The sequence below is a fragment of the Nocardia testacea NBRC 100365 genome (assembly GCF_000308775.1).
In the GTDB taxonomy this organism is placed as follows: Bacteria; Actinomycetota; Actinomycetes; order Mycobacteriales; family Mycobacteriaceae; genus Nocardia; species Nocardia testacea.
Map to the genome: position 1 here is coordinate 1 of NZ_BAGJ01000087.1, position 13,286 is coordinate 13,286.

The 13,286-nt window shown below is 68.0% G+C and carries 14 protein-coding genes; 2 read left to right on the forward strand and 12 right to left on the reverse strand.

Annotation, left to right across the window (positions count from 1 at the left end):
• From ON38_RS11225 to ON38_RS11260, 8 genes are all read right to left on the reverse strand, one after another.
• On the reverse strand, window positions 1–1,307 hold a 1,307-nt coding region (locus ON38_RS11225), incomplete at its 3' end, for an NADH-quinone oxidoreductase subunit G (RefSeq protein WP_157181730.1).
• Window positions 1,304–2,632 (reverse strand): NADH-quinone oxidoreductase subunit NuoF, encoded by a 1,329-nt coding sequence (nuoF, locus tag ON38_RS11230; protein WP_039824614.1) that lies wholly within the window; start codon window positions 2,630–2,632, stop codon window positions 1,304–1,306. The genes nuoF and ON38_RS11225, both read right to left, overlap by 4 nt.
• Window positions 2,629–3,342: an NADH-quinone oxidoreductase subunit NuoE gene (gene nuoE, locus ON38_RS11235; protein ID WP_039824616.1), complete on the reverse strand. Its 714-nt coding sequence runs from the start codon at window positions 3,340–3,342 to the stop codon at window positions 2,629–2,631. Before nuoE ends, nuoF begins: the two co-directional genes overlap by 4 nt.
• Window positions 3,339–4,724 carry an NADH-quinone oxidoreductase subunit D gene (locus ON38_RS11240; RefSeq protein ID WP_083872535.1) on the reverse strand — a complete coding sequence of 462 codons (1,386 nt, stop codon included), beginning with the start codon at window positions 4,722–4,724 and terminating at the stop codon, window positions 3,339–3,341. Before ON38_RS11240 ends, nuoE begins: the two co-directional genes overlap by 4 nt.
• Entirely contained in the window at window positions 4,724–5,449 is a 726-nt protein-coding gene (locus tag ON38_RS11245) for an NADH-quinone oxidoreductase subunit C (protein ID WP_051164607.1), read from the reverse strand. Before ON38_RS11245 ends, ON38_RS11240 begins: the two co-directional genes overlap by 1 nt.
• On the reverse strand, window positions 5,446–6,000 hold the full coding sequence (locus ON38_RS11250) for a NuoB/complex I 20 kDa subunit family protein (protein WP_039824617.1): 555 nt from the start codon (window positions 5,998–6,000) through the stop codon (window positions 5,446–5,448). Before ON38_RS11250 ends, ON38_RS11245 begins: the two co-directional genes overlap by 4 nt.
• Before the next feature lie 64 nt (window positions 6,001–6,064).
• Window positions 6,065–6,445, reverse strand: a complete 381-nt coding sequence (locus ON38_RS11255) for an NADH-quinone oxidoreductase subunit A (RefSeq protein ID WP_030519467.1) — start codon at window positions 6,443–6,445, stop codon at window positions 6,065–6,067.
• Window positions 6,446–6,727: 282 nt separating this feature from the next.
• Complete coding sequence (locus tag ON38_RS11260; RefSeq protein ID WP_039824620.1) at window positions 6,728–7,138, reverse strand: Rv3143 family two-component system response regulator; 411 nt, start codon at window positions 7,136–7,138, stop codon at window positions 6,728–6,730.
• Window positions 7,139–7,303: 165 nt separating this feature from the next.
• Here ON38_RS11260 and ON38_RS11265 point away from each other — a divergent pair, with 165 nt between their 5' ends.
• Window positions 7,304–7,711 (forward strand): NUDIX hydrolase, encoded by a 408-nt coding sequence (locus ON38_RS11265; RefSeq protein WP_083872537.1) that lies wholly within the window; start codon window positions 7,304–7,306, stop codon window positions 7,709–7,711.
• Between the two features lie 40 nt (window positions 7,712–7,751).
• Here the strand turns inward: ON38_RS11265 and ON38_RS11270 are convergent, their stop codons facing one another.
• From ON38_RS11270 to ON38_RS11285, 4 genes are read right to left on the reverse strand one after another with little or no spacing between them, the layout of a single operon-like run.
• Window positions 7,752–8,336, reverse strand: coding sequence for a GTP-binding protein (locus ON38_RS11270; RefSeq protein WP_036512093.1), 585 nt, complete (start codon window positions 8,334–8,336; stop codon window positions 7,752–7,754).
• Between the two features lie 10 nt (window positions 8,337–8,346).
• Window positions 8,347–8,721: a DUF742 domain-containing protein gene (locus ON38_RS11275; protein WP_039824623.1), complete on the reverse strand. Its 375-nt coding sequence runs from the start codon at window positions 8,719–8,721 to the stop codon at window positions 8,347–8,349.
• Window positions 8,722–8,760: 39 nt separating this feature from the next.
• Window positions 8,761–9,174 carry a roadblock/LC7 domain-containing protein gene (locus tag ON38_RS11280; RefSeq protein WP_039824625.1) on the reverse strand — a complete coding sequence of 138 codons (414 nt, stop codon included), beginning with the start codon at window positions 9,172–9,174 and terminating at the stop codon, window positions 8,761–8,763.
• The gene (locus tag ON38_RS11285) at window positions 9,175–11,562 is read right to left on the reverse strand and encodes a sensor histidine kinase (protein WP_039824734.1); all 2,388 of its coding nucleotides are present in this window, start codon (window positions 11,560–11,562) and stop codon (window positions 9,175–9,177) included. It lies immediately after the preceding gene.
• A gap of 166 nt (window positions 11,563–11,728) precedes the next feature.
• On the opposite strand from ON38_RS11285, the gene ON38_RS11290 reads away from it, so the two are divergent.
• Complete coding sequence (locus ON38_RS11290) at window positions 11,729–13,282, forward strand: succinic semialdehyde dehydrogenase (protein WP_039824627.1); 1,554 nt, start codon at window positions 11,729–11,731, stop codon at window positions 13,280–13,282.
• Window positions 13,283–13,286 lie beyond the last annotated feature (4 nt).

A 13,286-nucleotide genomic window follows, 5' to 3' on the forward strand; every position in this document is an offset into this window, starting at 1 on the left:
ATCCGTTCCAGTCCGCGCGACGCGTAGGCGGCGATCGAGAACACCGGTAGCCCGCGGGTCCGGGCCGCCTTGCGCAACCGCAGGTAGACGATGGGCGATTCCTCTTCCGGTTCGAACCCGGCCAGCAGCACGACCGGTGCCGCCTCCAGACTGTCGTAGGTGACGGTGCCGGTGTGCCCGGCGACCCAGGCGCCCAGGAATTCCGCTTCCTCCGCCGTCTGGGCCCGGGCCCGGAAGTCGATATCGTTGGTGCCCAGCACCACCCGCGCGAATTTGGCGTACGCGTACGCCTCCTCCTCGGTGATCCGGCCGCCGGGGAGCACCGCCGCGTTACCCACCCCCGCGCGTAGACCGCGCGCGGCTGCCGCGAGGGCTTCGGACCACGAACACGGAGCCAGCGTCCCGTCGGCCCCCCGCAGCAGCGGGCCGGTGATCCGATCGCGTTCGCCGGTGTAGGCAAACGCCCAGCGTCCCTTGTCGCAGTTCCATTCCTCGTTGACCTCGGGATCGTCGCCGGCGAGGCGGCGCAGAACCTTCCCGCGGCGATGGTCGGTGCGCTGGGCGCAACCGGAGGCACAGTGCTCACAGACGTTCGGGCTGGAGACCAGGTCGAAGGGGCGGGCCCGGAACCGGTAGCTCGTACCGGTGAGGGCGCCGACCGGGCAGATCTGCACGGTATTACCGGAGAAGTACGAATCGAGCGGTTCGTGCGCGGCGGTGCCGACCTGCTGGAGCGCGCCGCGGTCGAGCAGTTCGATGAACGGGTCCCCGGCGATCTGCTGCGAGAAACGGGTACAGCGCGCGCACAGCACGCACCGTTCGCGATCGAGCAGGACCGCGGTCGACAGGGGAATCGGTTTCGGGTACTTGCGTTTCTCCCCTTCGAAGCGGCTCTCCGCCCGACCGGTGGACATGGCCTGGTTCTGTAGCGGGCATTCCCCGCCCTTGTCGCAGACCGGGCAGTCCAGCGGATGGTTGATCAGCAGCAACTCCATCACGCCCTGCTGCGCTTTCTCCGCGACCGCGGAATCGAGCTGGGTGTGCGCCACCATGCCCTCGGTGACCGTCATGGTGCAGGAGGCCACGGGTTTACGCTGGCCCTCCACCTCCACCAGGCACTGGCGGCAGGCGCCGACCGGAGCGAGCAGCGGATGATCACAGAACCGGGGGATCTGGATACCGATCAGTTCGGCGGCGCGGATCAACAGGGTCCCCGCCGGAACGCTGACCGTGGTGCCGTCGATCGTGACGGTGACCAGCTCGGCCGGCTGTAGATCGGCGGAATCGGTACGGACGGTGGCTGTCATCGGATCCCCTCTCCGGCCGCGGATCCGGCCCAGGCGGTCGCGCGGGCCGGATCGAACGGGCAGCCGCCGTGCGTCATATGCGCGAGGTATTCGTCACGGAAGTACTTCAACGAGGACACGATGGGGCTGGCCGCGCCGTCGCCGAGCGCGCAGAAGGATTTGCCGTTGATGTTGTCGGCGATATCCAGGAGTTTGTCGAGATCGGTGGGGGTGCCCTCGCCCGATTCGAGCCGGGTGAGCAACTGGACCAGCCAGTACGTACCTTCCCGGCACGGTGTGCACTTACCGCAGGATTCGTGGGCGTAGAACTCGGTCCAGCGCAGGACCGCACGCACCACACAGGTGGTGTCGTCGAAGATCTGCAGTGCCTTGGTGCCCAGCATCGACCCCTGCGCCATCACGTTCTCGTAATCCAGTGGCACATCGAGATGTTCGGCGGTGAACAGCGGGGTCGAGGAACCGCCGGGCGTCCAGAACTTCAGGGTCCGGCCCGCGCGGACCCCGCCCGCGTAACCGAGCAGTTCGCGCAGGGTGATGCCGAGCGGCGCCTCGTACTGGCCGGGCCGGGCGATATGCCCGGACAGCGAGTACAGCGTGAAACCCGGGGACTTCTCGCTGCCCATGGAACGGAACCAGGCGGGGCCGTTGCGGATGATCGGCGGCACACTGGCGATGGATTCGACATTGTTGACCACCGTGGGGCTGGCGTACAGCCCGGCGACCGCCGGGAACGGGGGGCGCAACCGGGGCTGCCCGCGCCGGCCCTCCAGCGAATCCAGCAGGGCGGTCTCCTCACCGCAGATATAGGCGCCGGCGCCGGCGTGCACGGTGAGCTCCAGATCGTAGCCGGAGCCGAGGATATTGCGGCCCAGCAGTCCGGCGGCGTAGGCGTCGGCGACCGCGGCCTGTAGCCGGCGCAGTACCGGCACCACCTCACCGCGTAGATAGATGAAGGCGTGCGCGGCGCGAATGGCGTAGGCGGCGATGATCACGCCCTCGATGAGCGAATGCGGCGCCGCGAGCATGAGCGGGATGTCCTTGCAGGTACCCGGTTCGGATTCGTCGGCGTTCACCACCAGGTAGTGCGGTTTCATCGAGCCGTCGGGTTCGGGACCCTGCGGGATGAAACCCCATTTCATACCGGTCGGGAATCCGGCCCCGCCGCGACCGCGCAGCCCGGCGTCCTTGACCGTGGTGATCACCTGGTCCGGTGTCATGCCGAGCGCGATCGGCAGCGCTTCGTACCCATGGTGGGCCCGGTAGGTGTCGAGGGTCCAGGAATTCGGCAGGTCCCAGTACGTGCTGAGGACGGGCGTCAAAGTCATCGGGCACCGTCCTCGTCCGGTACCTCGGGTGCCCGCATCCCCTGCTCGCGCGCGGTGTTCAGACCGGTCAGCGTCGGTGTGCCGGGGTCGCCGTCGAGCACGCCGGGCCGGGTGTCCGGGAACCCGGCGAGGACCCGCGCGGTATCCCGAAAGGTACACAGCGGCGCGCCGCGGGTCGGGGTGACGGTACGGCCGTCGCGGAGCGCGTCCACCAGTGCGCGGGCAGATTCCGGAGTCTGGTTGTCGAAGAACTCCCAGTTCACCATGATCACCGGCGCGTAATCGCAGGCCGCGTTGCATTCGATGTGCTCGAGGGTGATCGCGCCGTCGTCGGTGGTCTCACCGTGCGCGATTCCCAGATGTTCGCGCAGTTCCGCGAGGATGGCATCGCCGCCGAGGACCGCGCACAGGGTGTTGGTGCAGACGCCCACGTGGTAGTCGCCGGTGGGGGTGCGCCGGTACATGGAATAGAAGGTGGCGACCGCGGTCACTTCGGCGCCGGTGAGCCCGAGCAACTCCGCGCAGAACTCGATCCCGGTACTGCTGACGTAGCCCTCTTCCGACTGCACCAGATGGAGTAGCGGTAGCAGCGCCGAGCGGGGCTGCGGGTACCGGGCGATGATCTCCTTCGCGTCCGGTTCGAGCCGGGCACGGACCTCGTCGGGGTAGGGCTGCGGCCGAACACTCAGGCGCAACAGGATCTCGGTCATCGGTCCACACCGCCCATCACGGGATCGATACTGGCCACGGCGGCGATCACATCGGCGACCATGCCGCCCTCGCACATCGCCGCCACGGCCTGCAGGTTGGTGAAGGAGGGATCGCGATAGTGCACTCGGTAGGGCCGTGTGCCGCCGTCGCTGACCATATGGACGCCGAGTTCGCCGCGTGGCGACTCCACCGCCGCGTAGACCTGCCCCGGCGGCACCCGGATACCCTCGGTGACCAGCTTGAAGTGGTGGATCAGCCCCTCCATCGAGGTCCCCATGATCTTGCCGATGTGCTGTGGCGAATTGCCCAGCCCGTCGGCGCCCAGGGCCAGGTCCGCGGGCCAGGCGATCTTCTTGTCCGCCACCATCACCGGTCCCGGCCGCAATCGGTCCAGGCACTGTTCCACGATCGCCAGGGACTGTTTCATCTCCTCGATCCGGATGAGGTAGCGGCCGTAGCAGTCACAGGTATCGGTGGTGGGCACGGTGAATTCGTAGGTGTCGTATCCGCAGTAGGGCATGGCCTTGCGCAGATCGTGCGGCAGACCGGTGGAGCGCAGCACCGGGCCGGTGACGCCGAGCGCGATACAACCGGTCAGGTCGAGGTAGCCGATGTTCTGGGTGCGTGCCTTGAAGATCGGATTGTGGGTGAGCAGATGCTCCATGTCCCGCAATCGTTTCGGCATGAGCGCCAGGAGGTCGCGTACCTTGGCGACAGCGTCACCGGGTAGGTCCTGGGCGATACCGCCGGGCCGGATGAACGCGTGATTCATCCGCAGGCCGGTGATGTTCTCGAAGACGTCGAGGATCAGCTCGCGCTCCCGGAACCCGAAGAGCATCGGGGTCAGCGCGCCCAGCTCCATACCTCCGGTCGCCAGCGCCACCAGATGCGAGGAGATGCGGTTGAGCTCCATCAGCAGCACCCGGATCACGGTGGCCCGCTCGGGGATGTCGTCGGTGATGCCCAGCAGCCGCTCCACCCCGAGGCAGAAGGCGGTCTCGTTGAAGAACGGGGACAGATAGTCCATCCGGGTGACGAAGGTGACGCCTTGGGCCCAGGTGCGGAATTCCAGGTTCTTCTCGATACCGGTGTGTAGATAGCCGATACCGCACCGGGCCTCGACCACGGTTTCGCCCTCGATCTCGAGAATGAGCCGCAGCACCCCGTGCGTGGACGGATGCTGCGGGCCCATATTGACGACAATGCGTTCCTCGCCCGCACCGCGCAGGGCGTCGGCGACCTCGTCCCAGTCCTGCCCGGCGACCGTCAGTACCTGTTCGGTGGGGTCCGCGCCGCCGCGCCCGGGCGCCGTCGGGGTGGTGCGGGAGTCGTCGCTGTCCGGCCCGCCGGAGACTCCGGGCCGGTAATCGATCTCGCTCATCAGCTGTATGCCCTCCGCTCATCGGGCGGCGGTATGCGCGCGCCCTTGTACTCGACCGGTATCCCGCCCAGCGGGTAGTCCTTGCGCTGCGGGTGACCGTGCCAGTCGTCGGGCATGGTGATGCGGGTCAGCGAGGGATGCCCGTCGAACAGGATTCCGAAGAAGTCGTAGGTCTCTCGTTCGTGCCAGTCGCAGGTCGGGTACACGCGATACAGCGACGGGATATGCGGGTCGGTGTCCGGGGCGGACACTTCGAGCCGCAGCCGGCGTCCGTGTGTGATCGAGTTCAGGTGATAGACCGCGCGCAGCTCCCGCCCGGATTCGTCCGGGTAGTGCACGCCGCTCACCCCGAGACACAGTTCGAATCGCAGCGCGGGATCGTCGCGCAGGGCCCGCGCCACCGCGACCAGATGGTCGCGATCGATGTGCAGGGTGAGTTCGCCGCGGTCCACCACGACCTTCTCGATCGCGGCATCGAACCCGGGGCCGGACGCCAGGGCCGCGCGCAGCAGATCGACGACGGTATCGAAATAGCCGCCGTAGGGCGGCGCACTGCCACCGGGTAGCGCGACCCGGTGGACCAGGCGGCCGTACCCGGAGGTGTCGCCGCTGCCGGAGATCCCGAACATCCCCCGGCGCACCCCGATGACCTCGTCCTCGGGACCGATCGGCTGTTCGGGTTCCACGGCGCGGCTGTCGGTGGAGCCGGGGCCCTCGGCGCTCATCGGAGCAGACCTTCCATCCGGATGGTCGGAGTGGCCGCCAGCGCCGCCGCCTCGGCGGCGCGGATCGCCTCGTCCCGGTTCACTCCCATCGGGGTCGCCTGGATCTTCTCGTGTAGCGCGAGGATGGCGTTGAGCAGCATCTCCGGGCGTGGCGGGCACCCCGGTAGGTAGATGTCGACGGGGACCACATGGTCCACGCCCTGCACGATGGCGTAGTTGTTGAACATGCCGCCGGAGGAGGCGCACACGCCCATCGCCAGCACCCATTTCGGCTCCGTCATCTGGTCGTAGACCTGCCGGAGCACCGGTGCCATCTTCTGGCTGACCCGGCCGGCCACGATCATCAGATCGGCCTGCCGTGGCGAGGCCCGGAAGACCTCCATACCGAAACGTGCCGAGTCGAATCGGCCCCCACCGGTGGCCATCATCTCGATCGCGCAGCAGGCCAGACCGAAGGTGGCCGGCCATACCGACCCCTTGCGCATGTACCCCGCCATGGCTTCGACCGTGCTGAGCACGAAACCACTGGGCAGTTTCTCTTCCAAACCCATGTCCGACTACTCCCTGGATATCGGCCCGCGCCGGGCGCGGTGCGGCTGATCGGAGGTTCGCGGCTCAGTCCCAGCTGAGGCCGCCGCGCCGCCATTCGTAGGCGTAGGCGACCGAGACATTGACGATGAACAGTGCCATCGCGGCCAGTCCGAACACCCCGAGCGCATCGATATGGACCGCCCACGGGTAGAGGAACACGATCTCGATATCGAAGATGATGAACAGCATGGCGGTGAGGTAGTACTTCACCGGAAAACGTTGGCCGGTAATGTTTCCCGCGCCTCCGGCCGTTGCGTGCGGTGTGGGTTCGATACCGCATTCGTAGGCCTGTAGCTTGGCGCGGTTGTAGCGTTTGGGGCCGATGAGCCCGGCGATCAGGATCGAGATCACCGCGAAGGCGGCGGCGACCGCGCCGAGGACCAGTATCGGCAGTTCGGTGTTCACGACTGCGCTTCCCCTCCTTGCGAACTGGAACCCCGCGGTTGTGCCACCGGGTTCCGCGAACGGGGTCGGGCGGTCGATGGGTATACCCCGCGCCGCCGGATCGTCCCCGGATTCGACACAGGGCTGGGGGAGGATCAGTCGACGCGGGTTATATGTCATCGCCCGCGCTCATGTGAGCTAAAGCACAGCCTACAACTGTCGTGGCAGGACGAACGCGGATTCGTGGAGCCCTTTGATCGAATTCGCGACTGAGATTTATGAGCGAATGAACCTAATGGCGGGTCAGGCAGCCGGGCGCCGGCGCAGCAGATCGACGACGATCTCGGTGAGCCGCAGCGGGTCGATCGGATGGCGGGCTACAGCTTCTGCCCGCGACCAGTTCGCGAGCCAGGCATCGTCGGCGCGGCCGGTGAGTACCACCAGCGGCGGGCACTCGCGGATCTCGTCCTTGAGTTGTTTGGCCAGGCCCATGCCGCCCACCGGCGCCGATTCGCCGTCGAGTACGGCCAGGTCGGCCGCGCCGGCATCCATCCGCTCCAATACCACCGGGGCCGTGGCCACCTCGAGGTATTCCACCGGCGGTAGATCAGGATGTGGCCGGCGGCCGAGCGCCAGCATCACCTGACCCCGGGTGTCGGCGTCGTTGCTGTAGACCAGGACCCGCACCGCGGCGGGAGTATTCGCATCGGCCACGTCCGCATGGTACGTCCGCGGCCGCGCGATTCGTGGCAGCTTGGCCCAGATCGGCGTGCGAGCGGTCGGTGACCGGCGACGGGATCGCGCCGGCAGGCGACGCGAGGACCGAAGAAGATCGCGGGGCGCCCGAGGCCGGAGTGACGCGACACCTAAGCTGGCTGCGTGACGGACGAGCTGGTCGGGGAACTGATCGATACGGTCGCGTGGGTTCTCATCGTGGACGGACGGATCCTGTGTGCGCGTCCGCGCGGCAAGGATGTCTTCTACATCCCGGGCGGCAAACGGGAGGCCGGTGAATCCGATGAGCAGACGCTGCTGCGCGAGGTCACCGAGGAACTCACCGTCGCGCTGGTACCGGAGACGGTCGAGCCGGTCGGGGTCTACGAAGCGGCCGACGGCGGCGCGCGGGTCCGGATGAGCTGCTATCGCGCGGATTATCGCGGCACACTGGCCGCGAGCAGTGAGATCGCCGAACTCGCGTGGTTCGGTTTCGGTGATCGGCCGCGGGTGCCGCCGGTGGACCAGTTGCTGTTCGACGAACTCCACGCGACCGGCCACCTGGCACGCTGACCCCCGGCGGGCGGAGCCGGTGCGGCTCCGCCGTGCCGGCCTACTTGGTGGTGAGATTCGGGCGGGTGGCCCGCTCGATGAGATGCTCGATCAGACTGAGCAGCACATTCTTGGCCGAGACCCGGTCGCGCGCGTCGCACAGCATCACCGGGATGGACGGGTCGAGGTCGAGCGCGTCGCGGACCTCGTCGATCGTGTACCGCGGCGCCCCGTCGAAACAGTTCACCGCGATCAGGAAGGGCAGGCCGCGCCGCTCGAAATAGTCGATGGCGGCGAAGGAATTGCCCAGCCGGCGGGTATCGGCCAGCACCACCGCGCCGAGCGCACCCCGGGCGAGTTCGTCCCACAGGAACCAGAAGCGATCCTGGCCGGGCGTACCGAACAGGTAGAGCACCAGATCCTTGTCGATGGTGATCCGGCCGAAATCCAGTGCCACCGTCGTGGTGGTCTTGGACTCGACACCGGACAGATCATCGATGCCGGTACTGAGTTCGGTGATCATCTCCTCGGTGCGTAGCGGCGGGATCTCGCTGATCGAGGCCACCATCGTGGTCTTGCCGACGCCGAAACCACCGGCGATGAGGACCTTCACCGACGCAGCAAGAGCCGGAGCCCCGGGGTCCATCCGGGCAGGGTCAAATTTTTCGGATTCCATCCAGTACCGCTCGCAATATGTTGAAGTCGCCGGGACCGGACTCCATCTGTACGGGAGCCCGGAAGATCAGATGGCCGTCACCGATCAGATCTCCGACGAGAATCTTGGTCACCGCCAGCGGCAGTTTCAAGGCGGCTGCCACCTCCGCCACGGTTTGTGCTTCCGTGCACAGGTGCACGATATCGGTGTACTCGGGTTCGATCCGGCGCAACGGCGGGGCACCACGAGCTTCGACCACGACAGTGAGCATATCCAGATCGTGGCCGGCGCCCACAGTGCGACCCTTGGTGATGGCGTACGGCCGCACCAGAGGTCCGGCGTCGTCGTCGAACCAGGGTTCCCGTCGGCCGGTCATACCCGCATACCCGTCATGGCGCCGTTGCTGTTTCCGCGGTTACTGGGCTTCGGCCCCGGCCCCGCCGCGGGAGCCGGTCGACAGATGGCTGCCGACCCGCTGGACGGTGAGGTTCATCTCGTAGGCCACCATGCCGAGATTGGCGTCCGCGGCGGCCTGTACGGCGATGCACGCGTTGTCACCGGCGGAGGTGACGAACAGTACGGCGTGATCGAGTTCGATCACCGCCTGCCGTACGGCACCGCCCTCGAACCGCGCGCCGGCGCTGCGGGCCAGGCCGTGCAGGGTGGACGACATCGCGGCGAAATGCTCGGCCTCGGTGCGATCCATTTTCGAGGAGTGGCCGAGCAGCATTCCGTCGGTGGACAGTACGACCGCGAGGCGGACCCCCGCGAGTCGCTCGACCAGGTCGTCGAGCAGCCAGTTCAGGTCACCTTGTGTGGAAGTGGACACTTAGCCTTCCTGTTCATCCGGGGATGCGCCGTCCGACGCCGGGTTCCCGGCGCCGGCTTCTGCGGCGGGCAATGGCTTGCGGCCCTGCCGGGTGCCGTTCTCGATCGCCGACATCAGATCCCTGGCCTGTTCGGCCGAGCGTGGCCGCGCCGTTGCGGCGGTCTGGGCGACGTCCGAAACTTCCGGTCGCGGTGCGACTTTAGCCTGCCTGCTACGGCGGGGTAAAGCCGGACGACCGTCGGGCAGTACGGCCGGTTCGGCGGTGGTCTCCGTGGCCTCCGGACGGGCGACCGGCACCGTATCGGCGGTGCCGGACTGCTCGGCCCGTTCGCCGAGGGGTTCGGTGGCGCGGGGCCGGTCGGCGAGCAGCGTCGCGATGGCGGAGCTCTCCGGGAGGGGTTCGGTGTGGTTGTCCGTACCGCCCTCCGGCCCCGGGGTACGCGGCAACCCGGTCAGCGGTGTGGTCTCCTCCGCGGGATCGGTCAGCAGGGTCGCCGGCACGATGACCACCGCCCGGACACCGCCGTACTCCGATTCCCACAGCCGCACCGCGACACCGTGCCGGGCCGCCAGCTGCGCGACGACGAAGATACCCAGCCGCGAATCCTTCTGCAGGGACGCGACCTCGAAGTTCGGCGGGTTCTCCAGGAGTTCGTTGAGGCGGTCGCGATCCGCCTCCGAGATGCCCATACCCTGATCGGTGATCTCCACGGCCACACCCTTGCCGATCACCGATCCGGTGACCTGGACGCGGGACTGCGGCGGGGAGAACGAGGTGGCGTTGTCCACCAGTTCGGCGAGCAGATGGATGAGATCGCCCACGGCGTTGCCGGCGATACGCAGTTCGGGCAGCCGCGCCAGCCGCACCCGCGTGTAGTCCTGGGTTTCCCCCACCGCGCTGCGCACCAGGTCGATCAGTGGTACCGGGGCTCGCCACTGCCGGCCGGGCTTCCCGCCGCCGAGGATGGTGAGGTTCTCGGCGTTGCGGCGTTCGCGGGTGGCCAGATGGTCGAGTTTGAACAGGATGTCCAGCATGGCCGGATCCTCTTCGCGCCGTTCGGCGTCGTCGAGGATCTCCAGCTGTTTGTGGACCACGATCTGGCTGCGGTGGGCGATATTGAGGAAGATCGCCTTCACGCCCTCCTGCGTGCGGGCCTCGGTGATCGCGGCATTGACCGCCACCGCGTGCGCGTGTTCGAAGGCCGTGGCCACCGCACCGAGCTCGTCCCGGCCGAAGTCGAGTCTCGCGGCGGCCGCGGTCTCGTCGACGTCCTCCCCGGCGCGCAGGCGTTCGAGCATATCGGGCAGGCGTTCGTCGGCGAGGGCCAGCGTGTGGTCGCGCAGCCGCACCAGGCGATGGATGAACCGATTGGCCAGTACCAGCGATACCCCGAACGCGGCCGCGGAGATGACCAGGACCGCCAGACCGATCAGCAGCGACTGATTGGTGGTGCGGGCCGCCGCGTCCAGCGACAGCTCCTGCATGAGCTTGTTCTGGTCGTCCCAGAGATTCAGCATCTCCTGGTTGACGTGGTCGGCGGCCGCCTGCCAGGCCGTCAGCTGGCCCGGCGAGAGGGCGGCCGCGGGGCTCCCGGCGTCGGCCCCCGCGACACTGCGCGCGATGAGCGTGTTCTCGGTGCGGGCCAGCAGTCGCCACTCCGGGCTGTCGATCAGGGCACGCACGCGTTCGCCGATCGCCGGATCCAGCTGGCCGGCCAGCATGGCGGTTTCGGTGTGGTAGAAGCCGGTCTGCTGGATGAACTCGTCGGGCAGCGCGACCGGGTTGCCGGTGCGCAGCGCGGCGCCGGCCAGGGCGTGACTGCGTGACGCCGCTTCCAGCGCGTGCATGATGCGCGACACCTGGCCCAGCTGGCTGACCGCCTCCGGATCCTGTTCGAATGTGTGCGACAGCTGGGCACCGGTGCTGAAGGCATCGAGTACCCGGACGTAGAAGGTATAGGCGTCTCCGGTCGGCACCGCGCGGGTGTCGACCGCGGTGCGGATATTGCCGAGCTGCTGGGTGAGCGTGGTGAACGAGCCGACATCGTCGGTGATCTCCGCCGGCTGCAGTTCCCGGATCCGCTGTGCTCCGGCCACCAGATCGCGGAGGGCCTGGTCGGTGTTGGGCCGGACGGCGGCGAGGGCGGCGGCCGCGGTGGGGTCACCGGCCAGATGTGCGAGCGTGAGCCGCCGCTCGTTCTGGATCACCTCGTACACATCGCGAGTGGGGCCCGAGACCTCGCGTAACGCCTCGGTCACCTGCCGGTTGTGTTGTCCCTGGTCGATCAGGTAGCCCGTCGCACCCACACCGACCACCAACAGGGTCAGGCTCGGGATGAGTGCGATGGCCAGGATCCGGGCGCGGACACCGAGCCTCGCTCTGAACATCGCCACAAGTTAACCGTTCGACCGGATTCCTGCACATCGAATCCCATTGAACAGGACTCACTTTGACACCGAATCCGGCATATGCGGCGTGGCGGCACTGCCGCGGACCGGCGCATCGTGAGTAGATTTGTCCTCACCTCGCGAATACCGACAGGTAGGAGGCGTGATGCCCGTACCGGAAACCGAAGTCTTCGACCGGTTGCGCTCCCTGGTCGCGATCGATGCTGCCGCGGCTCGCCCACCTCGTATCATCGACGAAGTCTTCACCGGCAAACCGCTGGGGTCGGTGCCGGTCGGCACGGCCGAGGATGTCGCCGAGGCCGTCGCCCGCGCCCGCGCGGCGCAGTCCCACTGGGCGGGACGCCCGGCGCGGGAACGCGCCCGGGTGTTCCACCGCTATCGCGCACTGGTCGTGGCCCAGCGCGCGGCACTGATGGATGTGATCCAGGCGGAGACCGGGAAGGCGCGCTGGGCGGCCCAGGAAGAAGTCATGGGGCTGATGTTCGCCGCGCGGTATTTCGCGCGCGTGGCCCCCGCGCTGCTGGGTGAGCGGCGGGTGCCCGGTGCCTTCCCGGTGCTGAACCGCGCGTTCGTCGATGTCCGGCCCAAGGGAGTCGTCGCGGTGATCGCGCCCTGGAACTATCCGCTGGTGCTGTCGCTGGGCGATGCGATTCCGGCGCTGCTGGCGGGTAACGCGGTGGTCCTCAAGCCCGACAGCTCGACGCCGTTCTCCGCGCTCGCCGGCGCCGAACTGCTCTACCGCGCCGGGCTACCCCGGGATCTGCTGGCGGTGGTCACCGGCCCCGGCCCGGTGGTCGGCGAGGCGATGGTCGATTGCTGCGACTATCTGATGTTCACCGGTTCCTCGGCCACCGGGCGCACGCTCGCCCAGCGGTGCGGCTCGCGGCTCATCGGGTTCTCCGCCGAACTGGGCGGCAAGAACCCGATGATCGTCACCGAAGGCGCCGATATCGGCCGCGCCGCGCGGGCGGCGGTCCGGGCGTGCTTCTCCAACGCCGGCCAGTTGTGCATCTCCATCGAGCGGATCTACGTGCACCGCGCGGTGGCCGCGGAGTTCACCGAGAAGTTCACGGCGGCCGTCTCGTCGGCGAAACTCGGTGCCGCATACGATAATTCGGTTGATATCGGCTCGCTCATCTCCGCGGCGCAGCTGCGTACCGTGACCGACCATCTCGCCGACGCCGTCGCCAAGGGCGCCGAAGTGCGGGTCGGGGGTGTGGCCCGGCCCGATATCGGTCCATTGTTCTTCGAACCGGCAGTGCTCACCGGTGTCACCGGGGAGATGGTCTGCGCGCGCGAAGAGACCTTCGGTCCGCTGGTCTCGATCTATCCGGTCGATTCCGTGGCCGAGGCGGTGGCCGCGGCCAACGACACCGAATACGGGTTGAACGCGAGCGTCTGGGCGGGCAGTGTCGCCGAAGGCGAACGGATCGCCCGCCTGCTGAGGACCGGTACCGTCTGCGTGAACGAGGGTTATGCCCCGGCCTGGGGGACGACCGCGGCGCCGATGGGCGGGACCGGGATCTCCGGCGTGGGCCGCCGGCACGGGCCCGAGGGGCTGCTCAAATACACCGAACCGCAATCGGTGGTGTCCACCCGTTTCCTGAACCTGGACCCGCCACCACTGATCCCCCGCGACCTGTGGCAGCGGGTGCTGATGACGATCGCCCGGTCGCTACGGTGGCTGCCCGGCCGCTGAGGCG